General features: G+C 59.0%; 9 protein-coding genes. 6 read left to right on the top strand and 3 right to left on the bottom strand.

The genetic code is table 11. The features are described 5' to 3' along the window. Positions 1-154: 154 nt before the first annotated feature. The 4 genes from H1B37_RS02065 (at position 155) to H1B37_RS02050 (ending at position 7834) form a co-directional block, all read left to right on the top strand. Positions 155-1264 (top strand): hypothetical protein, encoded by a 1110-nt coding sequence (locus H1B37_RS02065; RefSeq protein ID WP_182864946.1) that lies wholly within the window; start codon positions 155-157, stop codon positions 1262-1264. 705 nt (positions 1265-1969) lie between these two features. After that, on the top strand, positions 1970-3379 hold the full coding sequence (locus tag H1B37_RS02060) for a DUF1501 domain-containing protein (RefSeq protein WP_182864945.1): 1410 nt from the start codon (positions 1970-1972) through the stop codon (positions 3377-3379). A gap of 131 nt (positions 3380-3510) precedes the next feature. Further along, positions 3511-6189, top strand: a complete 2679-nt coding sequence (locus H1B37_RS02055) for an FAD-dependent oxidoreductase (protein WP_182864944.1) — start codon at positions 3511-3513, stop codon at positions 6187-6189. 97 nt (positions 6190-6286) lie between these two features. After that, positions 6287-7834, top strand: a complete 1548-nt coding sequence (locus tag H1B37_RS02050; RefSeq protein ID WP_182864943.1) for a sulfatase-like hydrolase/transferase — start codon at positions 6287-6289, stop codon at positions 7832-7834. Between the two features lie 440 nt (positions 7835-8274). Here H1B37_RS02050 and H1B37_RS02045 read toward each other — a convergent pair whose 3' ends face one another. After that, positions 8275-10416 (bottom strand): alpha/beta hydrolase family protein, encoded by a 2142-nt coding sequence (locus tag H1B37_RS02045; RefSeq protein ID WP_182864942.1) that lies wholly within the window; start codon positions 10414-10416, stop codon positions 8275-8277. Between the two features lie 259 nt (positions 10417-10675). Here H1B37_RS02045 and H1B37_RS02040 point away from each other — a divergent pair, with 259 nt between their 5' ends. Beyond that, positions 10676-12676 (top strand): DUF1592 domain-containing protein, encoded by a 2001-nt coding sequence (locus H1B37_RS02040; protein ID WP_182864941.1) that lies wholly within the window; start codon positions 10676-10678, stop codon positions 12674-12676. Positions 12677-12680: 4 nt separating this feature from the next. Continuing rightward, a complete protein-coding gene (locus H1B37_RS02035; protein ID WP_353620758.1) occupies positions 12681-14063 on the top strand; it encodes a DUF1552 domain-containing protein in 1383 nt (460 codons plus the stop codon). A gap of 951 nt (positions 14064-15014) precedes the next feature. On the opposite strand, the gene H1B37_RS02030 is transcribed toward H1B37_RS02035, so the two are convergent. Both H1B37_RS02030 and H1B37_RS02025 read right to left on the bottom strand, forming a co-directional pair. Beyond that, positions 15015-17351 (bottom strand): efflux RND transporter permease subunit, encoded by a 2337-nt coding sequence (locus H1B37_RS02030; RefSeq protein ID WP_182864940.1) that lies wholly within the window; start codon positions 17349-17351, stop codon positions 15015-15017. Further along, positions 17348-19327, bottom strand: a complete 1980-nt coding sequence (locus H1B37_RS02025) for a redoxin domain-containing protein (protein WP_182864939.1) — start codon at positions 19325-19327, stop codon at positions 17348-17350. Before H1B37_RS02025 ends, H1B37_RS02030 begins: the two co-directional genes overlap by 4 nt. Between the last annotated feature and the right edge of the window lie 27 nt (positions 19328-19354).

Below are 19354 nucleotides of genomic sequence, written 5' to 3'. Positions count from 1 at the left end.
TTTGTCGCGGAAGATGCTTGACTTTTAGCCGGATGCGCGGTGAAATCAGGCTTCGTGGAGTCGCAAGAAACGACTCGTTTTTGACTGCGATATTTGAAGAAAAGCTTCAAGTCGCGGCGACAGCTAAAACGAGTTTTTTTGTTAGGAGGATGCGATGACACGCTCTAATCGCGGCGACAAGCTTGACCCTCGTGAGGTTCAAATCGTCCACACCATCAGCCGCACGACACGGGCATGCTACTTGATGGGCTGTGCCCCCGGATCGGACAAGAATTACGATCATCGAAAAGAATGGGTCGATGAACTCATTCAGCGATTTGCTGCCCAGTTTGCGATCGACGTGCTGTCATTCTCGGTTCTTTCCACACATCATCACCAGCTGCTGCGTTCACGCCCCGATATCGTCCAAACCTGGGACGACACCGAAGTGGCCCGACGTTGGTTGATGATTTGTCCGAAGCGCAAAGACAACGACGGCAACGCTCTTCCGCCCTCGGAACCTGAATTGGACACGATCCGCAACTGTCCGACTCGGGTTGAAGAGTTGCGACTGCGGCTCAGCGATGTCTCGTGGTGGATGCGACTACTGAACCAACGCATCGCACAGCGTGCCAATCGAGAAGACGACGCCGGCGGTCGGTTCTTCGAAGACCGTTTCAAGGGCATTCCCGTGATCGACGAGGAATCCGTGCTGGCTTGCGCCGTCTACGTGGATCTGAATTGGATTCGTGCCTGCATGGCCGAAACGCTGGAGATGAGTGACCACACGTCTGCACAACGACGGATCGCCGCCGTCGAGTCGGAAGAACAAGCGACGCAAGCTGATGAAACCGCCGCAGAGGCAGACGCAGATGACGCCGCGTCAACACAGGACCCTGAATCGCTGCCAGACTCGTTTTTGGCCCCCATCGACCTTGGCGAGGCGATCACGCTCCCTGGCCCGCTACCGAGTGGAAACGGCGCACGGTGCAGCGACAAGGGCTTCCTGTCGATGAGTGGCCTTGAGTACTTGGAGCTGCTTGACTGGTCGGCAAGACAGGTTCGCAACGGAAAACCCGGGCGAACCCCGGAAGACATGCCCCCGATCTTGCTCCGCCTCGGTCTCTCACCGACGGTTTGGCTCAAATTGGTCGCTGACTTCGACGACCTCTTCACCACCATGGCCGGGCTACCGGAAAACATTGATCAACAGCGCGGCAAACAAACCGGCCGTCCGTTCCATGTTCGCAAGCAGACCCGTGAGCTATTTTCCCAAGCGGCTTAGCTCGATCGCGCGTCTCGGCCATTGCCCCCTCTCTCTGGCGAATTCCCCGACGACGACGCCTGCCACGTTGCGCGGATCACCTTGCTCTGCCAACGAAATTGCAGGTCACCTGGGCACGGCGTTACCAAACCTGCGTGCTTGCCCTGTAAGTGCGGACATGATCACGTCGCGCCGATGCGGACTATTTCCCAAATTATTTCGTGATTTGACTACTCAAGACCGCAGACTCGCTTGGGAAATCACAAACCGACCTTCTGCTACCGAAACCGGCCGTTCCGACTTCGCCACCAAACGGTTGCAGCCCCAAACGGTTGGAGCCCTGCCCGCGCGTCTCGCACCGCCCCCGCTTTGCGGATCAGCAACTTAACAATGGGGACATGGCACGTTCAATCAAGCCGTGTCCCCGGATTGCGTGTCCCCGGATTGCGGTTGAAGACGGGCGCGCGAAGGCGGTGACATCATGTGAAGACGGGGACATTGTGAAGACGGGGACATGGCACAAAAATTCGCGCCCTGCCCCGGTGCACGTGCCATGTCCCCGGTGCGCGGTCCCCTGGGGGAGATTCCGGTGCGCGTTCCCGGTGCGAGCTGATTATGGGGTGCCGTGTCCCTGGGGGAGATTTGGGGGTGGGTTCGGCGGGGGGGCGTGGTTCGTGATAGGATGGGTGGACGTTTGTTGTCGCCGTGATCGGGGGAGTCTTTATTATGATGCGATTCGATTCGGGCCGTCGGTTTGCCAATTGTACCGGCCTTGGACGCAGAAGCTTCCTGTGCGCCGGTTCCTCCGGGATCGCCGGGCTGAGCCTGCCTGAACTACTGGCTGCCGACGCCCGTTCAGGGAACGAATCGTCGCGAAAGTCGATCATCGTCGTGCACCTGGATGGTGGTCCGCCGCAAATGGACCTGATCGACCCCAAGCCGGACGCTCCGGCCGAACTGCGGAGTCCGTTCGCGCCAATCCCGACGAACGTGCCCGGAATCGGTCTGACCGAATTGATGCCGCAATGTGCGACGATCGCAGACAAACTGATTTTTCTTCGCTCCCTGGTCGGGGCCGATGGCAAACACCATGCATTTCAATGCCAAAGCGGATACAAGGAAACCGTCCTGCAATCCATCGGCGGCCGACCGGCGCTCGGTTGCGTGGTCAGTCACTTGCTGGGCTCTCCACAAGATCAGGTGCCGAACTTCGTCGACTTGATGCAGGGTCGGCCGCTGGTCCGCAATAGCGCCCGTCCAGGCTTCTTAGGTCCGAGCGTCAAACCGTTTCGACCGGACATCTCGGATCGGTTCCACCGCGAACTCGAAGAAGGGATGAAGGGCGAACTGGCACGACTGGGCGATGGCCACAAGACGGAACTGAAATTGATCCAATCGCTGCCGGTCGACCGCATCGACGATCGGCTGGCGCTCCTGAAACGCCTGGACCAATTCAATCGATCGCTGGACGATTCGGGTGAAATGGACGCGATGGATCATTTTACAAGGCAGGCCTACACCATTCTGACTTCCGGCGCGTTCGCCGGGGCAATGGATTTGGATCAAGAAGATCCACGGGTGATCGAGCATTACACCCCGAAACAGGCTGGCGGTGGGTCCCGGTCCTACACCAGCGAAGGCCCCGAGGCGGCGCTGAAGTTTCTGCTGGCGCGACGTCTTGTAGAAGCCGGCGTGCGTGTGGTCAGCATCTCACTGAGTGACTTTGACACCCACGCCGACAATAACAACCGGATGCAACAACTCGGCCCGCTGTTCGACTTTGGTTTCCACGCCTTGGTAACCGACCTGGATTCGCGAGGCATGTTGAATGACGTCACCGTTCTGGCGTGGGGAGAGTTTGGACGAACGCCAAAGATCAACAACAAGGGCGGCAGAGACCACTGGCCGCGGCTGTCGATGGGAGTGATGGGCGGAGGCGGTATGCCGGGCGGCGTCCTCCTGGGCCAAACCGATAAGGTCGCCGGCGAAGCGACGGATCGTCCCATCGACTATGCCGACGTCGTCGCAACCCTCTATCGTCAGCTGGGCATCGATCCAGGACGGATGATTCACGATCGATCCGGTCGGCCCCATGTGGTGATGGATCACGGTGAAGTGATCAAAGAGTTAATTTAATATTGGCCGGAAGCGTCTGGGCGCGGCTGCTTGAGACGTCATGGCGGCATAGACAGGCTGGAAGCCTATCCCACTGTCTCCCCCGTTGCTTCTTCCTTCCTCATCGCGTCATTGACCCTGGTGCTTGCGGCATGCGTTTTGTCTTCGTTCTTTTACTTGGCCCGCTCGTTTTCACTCCCACGGCAAAATCAGCCGATGAGATTCACGCAGACCTCTTGATCGTCGGTGGCACCGAATCGGGTTGGGCATCTGCCATCCAAGCGGCTCGGTTGGGTGTCCCCAGAATTGTGATCGTGCACGACGGCCGCTGGCTCGGCGGCCAGTTCACCGAACAAGCACTCGCCTGTGTCGACGAAAACAAGGGCGTCGGTAAAGTCGGCTGGGGCGTGGACTGGCATCCGATGAAGCGTTCCTTTCATCGCTTTGGTCTGTTCAAAGAACTGATGGATCGCATCGAAGCCTTCAATACCGAGAAATATGGCTCGCCGATGCCGGGCAGGCCCTATCACGGACCGTCGACGTTTCGACCGGCGGAAGCCGAAGCAATTTTTCGCGAGATGCTCGATCCCTATCTCACCAACGGGCAAGTCACCCTGATCACCGATCGCTATCCAGTTCGCGCCGACGTCGACCGATCGGCGGCGATCCCAGAGTTAAAAGGGCTGTGGTTCGCGCCGGTCGATGGCACCATCGCGGACCTGCACGTCCGCGCCAAAATCACGATCGACGCGTCGGACTGGGGAGATGTGATCCAGGTCTCCGGAGCGGCGTTTGAATGCGGCCCGGATCCGCCATCGCGTTACGGTGAGCCCAGTGCTCCGAAAAACGCCCCGCCGAACGAGATGAACCCGATCACCTGGGCGATGATCGTTGCGGAATCAAGTCACGAAACACCAATCGAAAAGCCGAAACGATTTGACGATCGAAACTACCCCCGCGCGACCCGCTTCAGCTTGGACACCTATCGCAACTTGGATTGGGACGTCAATAACATCCACCTGGGCGCGATCCAACATTGGCCCGACGCCGATAAAAGCTCCCAACGACAATTAAGTGTCTATTCGGTTCGCCGAATCGTCGAAGGCCGAACCAGTCGCGACGGCAAGACGGCGATTCTGCTGAACTACATGAACGGCCAAGATTACCCGCTGGAACGGTTGCCGGCCCACGTCGCCGAAGCACTCGAGGCCACCGAGCCCGGCGCGTCGAAGAAGAACATTGTTGTCCTGTCGCGACCACAGCGTGAAATCATCTTTCGCGATGCAAAACAGCATGCCCTCGGCGTGTTGTATCACCTGCAAAACTTCGTCCACGATCGAGCGGCCGACAAAACAAACTCCTTCCGTCGGTTTCATCTAAGTGACGAGTTCGGCACACCGGACCACCTGCCGCCAAAGCCGTACATCCGTGAATCATTGCGGCTGAAAGCGATGTACATGATGCGTGAACAAGACGGGCGAAACCGTGACGGAGAAACGAAGCACAAGGCGACGGAACGATTTGCCGCGGTGATGTATCCCGATGGGCTGTTTGCGTGGCAGTTCCACTACGATTTCCACCGCACCGGGCGGACGTACTTGGGCAGCGAGAACAGAGATGCCCTGAAGAACAGCGATGCGGGGCGAAACAATGGCCCGTGGATCGACTACCACAAACCACTGCGGCACACCAGTTTCTTGAGCGACCGCAACGTGTTTCCGCTCCGGAGTCTCGTCCCCGAACGTTTCAATGGCCTGCTCGGCGCCCAGGGGAATCTCGGTTTCAGCAGCATCGTCAGCGCCGCGATCCGGTTGCATGACCAACGAATTCACGTCGGCCAAGCGGCCGGAGCGACCGCGGCGGTGGCCTTGCGTTCTGGTGTGGCCCCACGCCAGATCCCCTACGACCGCGAACTGTTGGAGTCTGTCCGTCACGCGTTGTGCGGCAAAGTTGAATCGTCGACTCCAATCTTGCTGTGGCCCTTCCGCGACTTGGCCCCGAGCCATCCTGCGTTTGTAGCAATCAATCGACTGGCGGCGTTGAGAATGCTTCCGCTGGAAGTTCGCGACGTCGACGTTCGGCCTGATGATCCGGCGAGCCCGGATTGGATCGCGAAGGTCGTCGCCCGAAGCGGCCAAACGCAGGGACCGCCGCAATGGACGGGAGGCAGTCGCGGTGAGTTTTGTCGCCAGTGGTGGAAGGTCATCGAGCAGCAAGGTTGGCAGCGCCGACAATTTCAACGCCACACCGTTGACGATGCCGACGCCGATGGAATTCCGGATCGGGACGACGCGTTGCTGTTCACGTCCAACGCACCGATTCGGTTTGAGATCGATCGACGCCAGTTGCCGCCCGATCAAGATGGTGTTCCCCATCAGATCGACCAACTTTTTCGCGCCATTGATTTCTGCGGCCCTAACGTCAGCCAAGCGGCAGGATTCGTCGCCGATCGCGGGCAAGTTTTCCAGCATGAGCGTGGCTTCGGCTGGACCGAAAACCTCCGCCAAAACCAACGCAAGCGGAATCGGATCGAAGGCCCGGGTGACACGTTCGTGTTCACCCGCTCCAGAGCACGCTGGGAGTGTCTGCTGCCGGGCGGCAACTACCGCGTCACCGTGTGCGTCGGCGATGCCGCGCACGACCAAACCTCGCAATCGGTCTCTGTCCAAGGACAGCCGCTGATCGACCGGCGCAACACCGCCGAGGCCGAATTTATCGAGGCGACTGGCGAGGTCACCGTCCGTGATGGTGTATTGACACTGGACATCGGCTCCGGCATCGAGGGCAGCAATACCTGCATCAACTGGTTGCAAATCGAAGGGCCGCTCTAATCTCGTTTCCGTGGGGCAGACGCGTTCCGGTGTCAAGATTCCGGCTACAATCTGGGATCTGCGACTCCCACCGATCCTCCCCCAGACACCGACAGTCATGAAATCGCTCTACTTCTTGCTTGCCGTCGCGACCACCGTCCTCGTCGCGTCACGACCAAGTCACGCCGCTGATCAACCGAACATCATGGTTTTCTTGGTCGACGACATGGGAATGATGGACACGTCCGTTCCCTTTTTGACTGATGATGCGGGCAATCCAAAACGCTATCCGCTGAATGACTACTACCGGACCCCTGGCATGGAGCGATTGGCGGAACAGGGGATTCGATTCAACCAGTTCTATGCGATGAGTGTGTGTTCGCCGACACGCGTCAGCATCATGACGGGACAGAACGCGGCCCGGCACCGGACGACGAATTGGATCAATCCACGGCAAGACAACGCGGGAAAAAACGGTGCGCCGAATTGGAATTGGACGGGACTGAAAGAGGGCGATGTGACCTTGCCGGGCCTGTTGCGAGGACAAGGCTACACGACGATTCACGTCGGCAAGGGGCACTTCGGTCCGACCGGATACGAAGGCGCCGAACCGTTGAACCTGGGCTTTGATGTCAACGTCGCCGGAGCCGCATTTGGAGCCCCCGGCAGCTACTACGCGGAGAAGAACTACGGAGCGGGGACCAAGCGTGCCCACCATGCCGTCCCGGGTTTGGACAAGTATCACGGTAGCGACACGTTTTTGACCGAGGCGCTGACCATCGAAGCCAAGAAACGCGTGACGGAAACCGTCGAGCAGGACAAACCGTTCTACCTGTATTTTTCCCACTACGCCGTCCACGCCCCGTTTGATTCCGATCCGCGGTTTGCCGACCACTACGAGGACTCCGGCAAACCCGTCAATGCCCAAGCATTCGCCACGCTGATCGAAGGGATGGACAAATCACTCAATGACATGTTGGACCATTTCGATGAACTGGGGGTCGCGGAAAACACGCTGATCTTCTTTCTCGGAGACAACGGAAGTGACGCACCGCTGGGACATCAGCACGCCGTCGCCTGTGCCGAACCGCTGCGGGGAAAGAAAGGCGCCCACTACGACGGCGGAATGCGAGTGCCGTTGATCGCCGCCTGGGCCAAACGCAATCCCGACAACGTGCACCAGCAAACATTGAAAATTCCCGCCGGCGCGATTCAACACCAAGTCGCATCGGTCGAAGACTTGTTTCCCACGTTGACTCAATTCACCGGAACAACGGTCCCTGAAAACCACGTCGTCGACGGCGCTCCCCTGCAAACTCTGCTGACCGGGCAACCCGATGCCAGGCGTCCGCAACAGTTCTTGATGCACTATCCCCACGGACCACACCGCAGCAACTACTTCACCGTCTGGCGTGACGGCGATTGGAAAGTCATCTATCACGCATTGCCAGAAACGAAAACCTCGGGCGGACACATTCAGTTCGCCGACGGCAACTATGAACTTTTCAACCTGGCCGACGATCCGTTCGAATCCACCAATCTGGCCGAGTCACGACCGAAGGTGCTCAAGCGGATGATGCAGGGATTGATCGACGCGCTCCAGGAGCACAACGCGGTGTACCCGATCGACGATTCCGGCAACGCGGTGGTCCCGCAGTTGCCATAGCAGAATCCGTCGACGGCTGGTTGATTGCGATCACGTTGCGAATTGGATCCGATCACGCCAGCCCACAGCGTTGGAGGTGGTGTGGTTTTTGGGAATTCACCCTCCCTGGCAGGGAGGGTGAAGGCGTAAACGCCTGATAGATCTAGGAGGCAACAAACCGTTCGACCTCGTTAGCGAGGGGCCTCGCATGGCACGTCGCGGACGTGCCGGACGATCAGGAACGCCCTCGTCTTGTTCCCAAGCTTCACCTGAGCTGCGCAGAATCTTGCGATTTACGTCGAGTTTTCGCGGGTGGAATTTCGGCGGTTTCGATTCTGATGCACTCGCTCGAGATCAGCCGTCTGGCGTTCGCCTACGGGTATTTCATATTCCGCCGGCAGATCATTCTGCCTTCCCGCTCCTCACCTCGTTTGACGCAGCAAGTATCGAGGTAGGAAGATTTAGGCTCCTTTCGGATCAATCTGCTTCAACTGTTTCGACGTCAGTTCGGCGTAGCAATCCGGCAGATCCAATCGCGTCAGCACGCCAGGTAGCAACGTCGACAGCGGCCAATCGTAGTGCTTGCTTTCTGCGATCGCGGCGTAGGATGTCAAAGCGTTTTTGAGCGTCACCTGTTGGACGCGGTCGGAAAGGACGGCGGCAAAGGTTGCCGGCAAGGATCCCCAGCCGAGTCCGGCAATGTGAATTTCTGTGTGACCAACCGACTCAAGCCAATCGAGTACGCGGAGCACATCAAACGTTTTCTGCCCCACGTACGGTCGTCCCAACATCACGCTGTGGATCGCATAGAAATAGTCGCTGCCGTAGGGGCTGTGGAACGTACCGGGTTGGCTGGTGCCGGGAAGCGACTCACCGATGCCGCGGACGTCGATCGTGAAGAACGGCGTTTCCGGTTCGGATTCGATCAGATCGCGAATCATCGGCTCATTTCGCAATTCGGCGTCACTGGACAAGTGCGCTACGTACAGGATGGCGCGTTTGCCGTCGCGTGGCGGCCGCGCATGCCAGCGGGTGTCGGTCAAGCGATAGACGGCGGCGTTGATACCCGGCTCGATCGCAACGGTGTAACCCATCGCGTATTTCGAAGGATACCCGGCTGCCCGAAGGTAGGCGAAGTTTCGGTAGTCCGGAGCGGCAAGTCCTTCGAGGTTGAGTTTCAGCACGTCGACAAGCGCGCTGCGTAGTGCCTTTCCGCGCGGTTGGGCACGTGCATCGGCAAGCTGTTGTGATTTCTCACGGGTGAAATCAAAGATTGTCTGCGTCCCCTGTAACGTCGCCACCTGTCCCTGCTCGGTACACCACAACGTCTCGTCTTTTTCGATCGTGATCTCTGGCTCGGTTGTGTAAGCGAGTTTTCCTGTCGTAGACAGGACGCCGTCGAACATCCCGGCGGTCTGCTGATCGGTCAATCCGGCGGTGCGGTTGAACCAGGAATACATTGCTTCGCGATTCTCTTGCGAGTAACCGTGTCCGCTGGGGCCGACGAACAGCGCCACGTTGTCTTCGGCCCCGAGCAACTTGTACAACCGCCGCAGTCGCTGGTAGGTTTCTTCCGCGCCGCGGACATCGAAAAAGTCTTGCTCTTTGGCTAGGATGATGACCGGCTTGGGTGCCATCGCCGCTAAAAAATCGCTGTGGTCCAACCCCAGCGGAAACACATCCGGCGGGCACTGCTCGGTGTCTTGCGGCAGTTCGTTTTCCAAATTGCGGCGAAAGGTGCTGACGAAGCAGGACGGCGCCCCCATCGCCCAACGATCGTCCAGACCACACAACCAGGTCGTCATCGTTCCGCCGCCCGAGTTGCCGGTCACGCCGATCCGCGCCGGATCGACTTCTGGACGAGTCAGTAAGTAGTCGAGCGCACGGATTCCGTCCCAGGCCCTCCAATTGCCGAAGAACTCGTCGATGAGAAACTGTTGGTTGCCGGCATAAAGATGCTCACGAACCCCGACACCGATTTCGGATTTCAGGTTTGCATCGGGGTATTGAAGACGCTCGCCCTGACCGATCGGGTCAAAGATCAAACAGACGTAGCCGAGTCGCGCGAGCCCTTGCGCAAAGGCTTGATAGGGTTCGGCTGCTTTTCCGTTGTGGCTGTGACCGCAAGTCCCCACGACCGCGGGCATCGGCCCGGACGATTGATTGGGAATGTACAGGTTGGCGGTGACGGGAAAACCGGGACGACTTTCAAAGATCACGTTTTCGATGCGGTAGGCGTCACGCTCGACGCGAGCGGTCACTCGCGCGGCCAAGGGCGTTTTCGGAGGATTCTGCCCGAACGATTGCCGGCAACGCCGCCGCACCGATTGGACGTATTGCCGCGCGTCGTCTTCGGTCTCCAACTTATTAAGCGTGCGTCGATGTTCGTTTTCAAACTGTCGCAACTGCTGAACAAAGAATTCCTGGACCATTCTTGGGAAGCGATTCAGGGGGGCCTGGTCGCTGGCCGCTTGGGCGGTGGAGGGGCACAGTGACGTCGCCAGCGGAATTGCGGCGGCGCCCCCGGCGGCCATCGTCAGGGCATGTCGGCGAGAAATCGATTGGGGGGGATTGGGGCGACGCCGGATTGGGAGGCAATTCATGCGGGAAACTCTCGAAGACGCGGCGGATAGTTGGGAGGGAAAACGACGATCCGAATCGATTCGAGTATTCGTCAGGATGAACGTCGTCTATAATCGAGTGCCCATCCTACAACGAAGAGCGAACCGCAGGGGCTGTTGGACTTGCCAGGAGCCGCTCGATCCGCCGGGAGCCGTTTCGTCCGTTTGCAGCCAATCTGTTGGCGCCGGGCAATTGGATCCGCCCAGCGAAACACGCTCTTGCCCACCTCGACAATTTCCTATGGCATCACGATTTGCCCGTCACGTCCGCGCGCCACTGGTGGTGTTCGTACTCGCTGTTAACGTTGGCGGACACACTGCGTTTGCAGATGACGCCGCTGCGAATAATTCGGCAGCTGAGAAATCGACGGCACAGGACTCGGCATCCGAGGGTTCCGTCACGCAGGACACGGTTGAGTTCTCCGATCGCAGTGCGGTCGACTTTGTTCAAACCTATTGCATCGATTGTCATCAGGGCGAAGACGCGGAGTCGGGGCTGGACTTCGAAGGCTTTGCGTCCGCCGAAAATGTCTCCAGTGCGATCGAAGCATGGAACCGTATTGCGACGCGTGTTCATGAAGGCCAAATGCCTCCGCAGGAATACGACTCTCCCGAGCCAGAAACCCGGGCCGCGTTTGTCGCTTGGATTCGCGACACGATCTACCAAGCGGTTTGTGACGACGGCGTGTCTCCGGGCGGCCCAATGCTTCGACGGCTCAATCGGACTGAATACGCCAATACCGTGCGTGACTTGCTGGGAATCCCGATCAACGCGGGGCATGCGTTGCCTGACGACGGCGCCGGCGGCGAAGGGTTTGACAACGCAGCCGAGACGCTGTTTATCTCCCCGATCTACGCGGAGAAGTACCTCGACGCGGCCCGTTCCGCGATCGGCCATGCGTTGAAAGACCCGGACGATCGAAAACGCATTATCACGTCGACTCCGGGCGAAAAACGTTCGCCGGAACAAGCCGCGCGTGAAGTGCTTGCCGGATTTCTGCCCAAAGCGTTTCGGCGCCCGGTCAGCAACGAGGAAATTGACGAGTACGCTGAAGTGTTCAATCACGTCTTTCAGGAAGACGAGTCCTATTCCAGTGCGATCGAGTTCGCGTTGGTCGCGGCGATGGTGTCGCCAAAGTTTCTGTTCTTGTACGAACAGCCGGCCGAGTCCGATGAACCGACGCTGGTGTCCCACTACGAAATGGCATCGCGGTTGTCGTATTTTCTTTGGGCGTCGATGCCTGACGCAGAACTGATGCGGCTGGCGGCGGAAGAAAAATTGCACGACGAGCAAGTACTTGCCGAGCAGGTCGCGCGGATGCTGCGCAGCGACGTCGATCGCCGGGGGTTGCGACGTGGCGCGAAGGTCCGTGAGTTTGCGACCAGTTTCGTCGAGCAATGGCTCGGCACTCGGGCGCTCGGACGTGAATTCAAACCCGACAAATCGGTCGCCGAACGTTACGATTCCGAGCTGGAAGGCGGGATGAAATACGAGCCGATCTTCTTTTTCGAAGACTTGCTGGCCGACAACCGTTCGCTGTTGAACCTGATCGATTCCGATTTTACTTACGTCAACCGAACGCTCGCCCGGCACTACAAGGTGAAAGGTGAGTTTCGTGAACAACCCAAGAAGGTGGAACTGAGTGAGAAGGATCGCCGCGGCGGGTTGTTGGGCATGAGCGCCGTCTTGGCCGTTTCATCCTTCCCACACCGAACCAGCCCGGTGCTGCGAGGCAAGTGGGTTTTGGAAACGCTGCTGGGCACGCCTCCGCCACCGGCTCCACCCAATGTGCCGGAACTTGAGGAACACGGCGACGCGGCTAACCCCACATCACTGCGGGAACGGCTGGAATTGCACCGATCCGATCCCGTCTGTGCGTCCTGTCATCAGGCGATGGATCCGTTGGGTTTTGGGCTGGAGAACTATGACGTGCTCGGTCGGTGGCGAACCGAGGCCGATGGAGTCGCAATCGATGCCAGCGGAAAACTGCCCAGTGGCGAGACCTTTGACGGGCCGGACGAGTTGAAGAGGCTATTGATGGAGCGGAAGGAACAATTCATCCGCAACCTGACGTCAAAGATGCTCGGCTATGCCCTGGCACGGGGGCTGACCAACGAAGATGCATGCGTGGTCGAGTCGATTTCGCGAACATTGGCCGAAGACGACTACAAAGCCCAAACGTTGATTTTGGAAATCGTCAAAAGCATTCCGTTTCGATACAAACAGGGTTCCAAGGATTAATCACGTGAACGTTTATCTAGACGACGATTCGAATCGCCAGTTGCCGTTGTCGCGGCGAACGCTGCTGCGTGGTGCCGGGGCGGCGCTGGCGCTGCCTTGGCTCGAAGCGATGATGCCGCGGGCGGTGTCGGCCGAGGAATCGGAGGACAAAGCGCCGGAGGATGCGCCGCTGCGGATGGCGGCGCTATTCGTTCCCAACGGGGTTCGGCAGGACATGTGGACGCCGAAGGAAACCGGGCGAGAATTCGAACTCTCACCGACCCTGGAACCACTGGCCGACGTGAAAGACCAGCTACTGGTGTTGACCAATTTGTGGAACCAGGCCAGCAATTTCGGTGACGGACACTATGTAAAATGTTCCGGATTCCTGACCTGCACAACGATTAACAAGTCGCTCGGCATCGACCTGAACTGCAACGGGCGCTCGATGGACCAGGTGGCGGCCGACTATTCGGGCAAATTCACGCCACTGCCGTCGTTGGAACTCGGCATCGATCCGGTCACGACCGGTGTCGACACCAACGTCGGCTACACGCGGGTTTATGGTTCGCATATCGCCTGGAGCGGTCCGACCAGTCCGTTGGCGCGAGAATTGAACCCGCACCTGGTTTTCGACCGACTGTTTCGAGCCGGCAACCCGCAAAAGGGAGCGGCCCAGCGAGATCGTTTGCTGTTGGACCGCGTCTTGGAGGACGCCAACGAGCTAAAACATCGGCTCGGTGCATCGGACCGACAGCGGATGGATGAGTACTTGCAATCGGTCCGGTCGGTCGAGAAACGATTGCAGAATCAAGACGCCGGTGGTGCCAAGCAGTGGCAACCGCTGGTCAAACTCGAACGCAAGAATCGTCCTCCGGAGGAGCGGCCTGACGAGTATGTCGAGCAAGTTCGCTTGATGTTGGACATGATCGCGTTGGCGTTCCAAACCGACACCACACGTGTTTGCACGTTCATGTTTGGAAACGCCGTCAGCGGGCGGAACTTCTCCTTCCTGGATGGGGTTTCCGGTGGACACCACGATACGTCGCACCACCAGAACAACGAAGAAAAGCTGCGGCAGTATCAGCTGATCAACCGTTGGCACGTCGAGCAGTATGCGTACCTGCTCGGCAAGCTTCGCTCGATGAAAGAGCGTGAGGGGACGGTGTTGGACAATTCGATGATCTTGTACGGTTCAGGGTTGCGTGACGGCAACAGCCACAACCCGCACAACCTGCCGATCCTGTTGGGCGGCAGCGGCGGCGGTCGCATCGCCACCGGCCAGCACCTGTCCTTCGGCCGTGACACACCGCTAGCAAACCTGTACGCCGCCATGCTCAACGCCTTCGGAACCGGCCAAGAACAATTCGCCGACAGCACCGGCATTCTGCCCGGTGTGCTCAGCTAACCGCCGGGTACAACTCCACCGGGGACATGGCACGAAGAATCTCCGTCGGGGACATGGCACGAAGAATCTCCGTCGGGGACATGGCACGAATGGACCTCCGACAATCGGTTGCTAGCATCCCTTGGATGCTGTCAACAGACCGTGCCATGTCCCTGGGGGGCTTTTCCTGTCCCTGGGGGGCTTTTCCCCGATGGCCTTGTGCCCCCGATGGCCTTGTCCCCGGGGGCCTGTCTTGCAAGCATTTTGATTCGCCGCCCGACAATTATCCCCAGCGGGGACATGGCACGAATGAGTCGCAACAACCTCCTGCTAGCATTGTTGCCTTGCGAACCCGCGAAGGTGCCATGTCCCCGATGGACTCTCTTGTCCCCGATAGACTTCCCGCTGATGTGCCGTGTCCCCGAGCGTTGTGTCCCCGCGCGTTGCGGGTGTAGGACGCTTTGCCGTAGTCTCGTGACTATTTGGACGCTGCAGGGAACGTCAAATTTATTGCGGGTGAATCTCACGTTGCGTTGCGTAAAGCAATTACGACACAACCGCGTCGCGGTTGCACGCCAGCGGCGTGTCACAACAAAGCTTGGGGTCGCGATAGCGCACCCCAAGATCAGACGCAGCAAGCGCGGCAACCCCAACGGGGTTGAACAACATGCGCCGCCCAACACGCGTGAGCGGTTGGTGGTCCGTTCACATTGCGCCGTTTGTTGACCCCCGATGGGGTTCCAAATCTCATTTCTTCCCGGCACCCGGGGTGCGTTTCGCGCCCCAGGCTGTGTTGTGGCACCGCTCTGCGGTGGAAGACGAGGGCCGCGTTCTGCATCGAAATAGGCGACTGCCCTCAGTGTTGTTGGGCTACATCACTTTACTGAAAAACAAGTCGCTCAGTAACAAACTTCACGTTCCGAGCAGCGTGGGGGGTCGCCTGAAGGCTAGACACCAACGGTTGTGCGTGCCTTATCGGCGGCGGGACTTGGCGTATCGGCTGAGCATGGCGGGTAGCAGCAGCACGTCGGCGAACAGTGCGGTGGCCAGGGTCAGACAGCCCATGATGCCGAAGATGCGGGCGTCGCGGGAATCGCCGGCGATCGCGGAGGCCAAACCCGCAACCAAGACGATCGTCGTCATCAACAATGCCGACCCGACACCGGTGAACGCGCGGCGGATCACGTCCTCGTGCTCTCCTCCCTGCTTCATCTCTTCTTGATACCGCGTCAAAAAGTGAATCGTGTCGTCGACCGCGATCCCCACACAGATCGTGAACACACACACGGTGACCATCTCCAAGTGCTGGCCGCTGAAAACCAACATCGCCGCCGTCGCGGCCAGCGGAAACAAGTTCGGAATGATCGAGATCAATCCGATCCGGACGGAACGGTACACAATCGTTAACACCAACCAGATCACCACGCTGGCCGTCCCCAAACTGGTCGCAAGGTCCGTGACGATTTGATAAATGTTGCGCCAACGCCAAACCGCGTTCCCTTCCAAAATCAGATCAAAATCGGGATGCCGCTCGGCGATCGATTCCACCCCTTTTTCGATCCTCTGGAAGGAATCGTTGTACGCGGCAATCCCCAAATCCTGGACGCGAAACTGAACCGACGCGAAGCGGCGTTCGGGAACATAGAACGCTCGTTTGAGTGACGGCGGCAACAATTCCAGCAACGTCATCCGCTCGTTCGGCTCGCCCTCCCCGGGAAGCGCCTCGAGCAGTTGCCCCAGCCCCAACGGATTGCCGATCAGCGGTTCATCGGAAAGCAACGCGTCGACTTCACCCAGGACCTCCAACAACTCGCCTTGATCGGATTCCCCATACCAACGCACGTCGACGGTGCTGAATTCCAATCCGCCGAGTGCCTGGTCCAGGTGCCGAAGTGTCTGAGCTGCTTCCCCCGATTCACTCAACCCGCTGTACCGTTTCTCGTCAGGTTGCAGTTGCAAGGAGATCAGCGCGAGTGCAAACGTGACCGCGATCGCGACCCTTGCAACGGCACGGTCACGACGGAGCACCCAATCGACCAGCGGTCCGATCCGACGCAATTGCCCATCGACCAAACTCTTGCCCAGTCCAACATGCAACCGTCGCCCCAGCGGTGATCTGCACCCCAGTGGAATCACAGTCAATACACTGATGAAGGTCATCGCGACACCGACCACGCAGCACATCCCGAAATCACGAACGATCTCGTGGTGGGCCCCCAACAATGACAAAAACCCGATCGCCGTCGTCGTGCTGGTCAACAAGCATGCCATGCCGACGCGCGAGACGCCACGCCGAGCCGCCTCGTTGACTTCGAGTCCGCTGGCGCGTTGCTGACGGATCTCGACCATCAAATGCACCGAGTCGGTCAGCCCGACCAGACTGACCAGAACCGGAACGATGATGTCGTTGAATGGATTGTCTTGCAGATCCAAGTAATGCAGCATCCCGGTCGTCCACAGCACGCCGACGGCCGGTGCCACCGCAACAATCACCACCGCCGAGAAACCGCGAAACAGGATCACCGCCGAAAGCAACATGATCGAATAGCCGATCAATTGATACTTGGTCGAATCGGTGACATGGTTGTTGGCCATCATCAGGTGCAACGGGACCGGACCGGTCAACTGAAACTTCAACGAGGCACCGGGGACTTGTGACGCGATCGATTCGGCTCGCTGGCGGAGCTCGGTGGTGACGGCATCGTCGCTGGTGACAAAGAACCAATCGATTCCCAGGTGCATCAACACGGTTCGCCCATCACCCGAGATCAACTGCCCGACGGCCAACGGATTCTCCAGCACCCGACTCCTGGCCTGGTCCAGTTGACGCTGCGAGGCGTTGTCGCTGGGCAGCAGTGTTCCCGAAAGTCCGAACAGGTTGAAACTGGGAACACTATCCAGCCACATCACGCTGTCGATCTGCGGCATCTGCTGCAGCCCCTCGGCGACTCGCCGCATCGCCCGCAGATTGGGACCCGAGAAAAAGTCGGCGTCACTGGCCGGGTCGACCGTTGCGACCACGATGCATTGCCCGCCACCGACCTGAAACGGCTGGACATTCTCCGGGACTCGACCGCCACCGGGAGTGTCCATCCTGCGACGATCGCGACCGGATCGGGTGGACGCGTTTGAATCCTCTGATTGCTCCAGACGATCGGGGATCAGATCGGTGATCAGCGAGGGATTGGTAAACCCGATTGCCGCCAGCGTCGACATGACGAGGAACACGGCGATCTGGGCAAGCGGGTGATCGGCCCACCAGAAAAACAGTCGCGAGCCTAGCCCCGCCGGTCGTGTCGTCCTTGTCACAGTCGCTCCGCTGCGGCGGCTGATATTTCGTCACGCTCGATTCGTCCATCGCGATTTCGATCGAGACGATTGAACCCGAAACGTTGAAAGGCGACAGGCGTCTCGTCACGTTCGACGATCCCGTCCGCATTGACATCCATCTGTTCGAGAAACGCGGTGACTTGCGAATCGATTTTTTGGTCCCGCTCCTGACGCTCGCGCGGCGACATGGAAACTTTCGGTCGCACGCGGTAGTGCGGACCGCCGCGTGGGATGGCGACGTCAAAAAAAGCCACCGCCATCTCCTCCCAGGTTTGATCGCCCCAGGACACGAAGTCGTCCGGTGCGGGATTGAAGGGGTTGCCGGCGGAATTGTCAAAGCTGACGGACATTTCCAGCGAATCGATGTCGCCCAGATTGACGGGCTTGGCGAATTCGTACCAGTGTTGCCAATTGAAATCGTAGTGGGGTACGCGGAGCAACGGTTCGGTTTGACCGCCCGGACGATTTGCCAACAACAGAAACGATTTCCCACGCAAGTGCATGTGCGGCGTGATGCCCATCATCCGCGCATTCGGGGGAAACGAATCCACGGACATCTTAACCACGTGGTTTTTCACTCCCGGCGGGATTTCGAATTCATGATCGATCGCCATTCGGGTGAACACTTCGTGGGTGATTTGATCGGGATCGGCCGTCCAAACGCCAACTCGCGTCAGGTCTTCTGCTTCACGCCCGTTGGGGGTGTAATGCATTTGAAACACGAGCTTCGAACCTGCCGGGACGAGTCGGGCGTGACCGTCCGGCAGACCGACGGCTCGTTGACCGGGCACATAGGCGGCCATCCAGCCGATGCCGTGAAAGCTGCTGCCGTCGGGCGGTCGGACGAAGACGATCGCATGATGCACCACACTCGCGTTGCCCGGGATCACCTGTGCCGCACGGATCCAACGGTCTTCGGTCCATTTCGGATCGACCACAAAGTACTGGTATTCGACGACACCTTCGGCGGGGACGTTGAAGGGGCGATCGCGCATCTTGATTTCAACATCTGGCTCGGTTTCAAACTGCCAGCCGCTAGGCCATTGCGGCGATGACGGCAAATCGGCAGCGTCGCCTTGCGGCAGACCGGCCTCGATCCAGGCGGCGATCTTGTCGCGCGCCTCGCGAGGCATGCGTCGCTCGCCGACGAAATGTCCGATGTCGGGGTCGGCGTGCCAGGGCGGCATGCGTTTCTGGTCGATGACCTCCAAGATCATCTGTCCCCAACCGACGACTTCGTCATACTCGGTCAGCGCCATCGGCGCGATCTCGCCCGGACGGTGACACTCGACACAGTGTTCATTCAGGATCGCAGCGATATCGGCATTGAAGGTCACGTCGGCCGACGGCGTCGCGGTTCCATTCATCTTCGTCGCTCGCGTGATCAAACACCCCACGCCGATCGTCTTGGGCTGGTCGATCGGTGCACCGGCCAGCGATGATGCGATCGCATCACGCAGGTGGTTCGCCGTCGGCTGAGCGCGCGAGACCCCCGGTTCGTATTGATCGTCGATTCGCCCCTGGTAAATGATTGAGCCGGCGGAATCGACCAAAAACACTTCCGGTGTTCGGCTCGCGTCGAAGGCGAGGGCGATCGACTGATCGGCGTCCTTGACCATCGGGAACTTGAGTGAATGCCTTTTGGCGTAGGCATCGATTTCCGCCGGCGAGTCTTGAAGGTTGCTGTTGACGCCCAAGAACTGGACGCCGCGGTCGGAATAACGATCGGCCAATCGTTGTAAACGAGGCCCGTAGAGTCTTGCCAGGGGACATTCCGTCCCCAGGAAACAAACCACCGTCAAAGTGGAATCGCCGACCGCAACCGGTTCCCCGTCCGTTCCCCGAAACGTCAATTGATGTAGCGAAAGACGACGCGCGGCGTGCACGTCGGGGGACAGGAAGATGCCGGCAAGCAGGCAAGCGAAAATAGATACGTGATAGAGTTTTAGGTACATCGATGCGGTCTCCGCTGGGTCGACTCC

Origin of the sequence: Stieleria mannarensis (assembly GCF_014154935.1) — a bacterium.
In the GTDB taxonomy this organism is placed as follows: Bacteria; Planctomycetota; Planctomycetia; order Pirellulales; family Pirellulaceae; genus Stieleria; species Stieleria mannarensis.
This window is presented reverse-complemented; position numbering and strand designations above follow the sequence as displayed.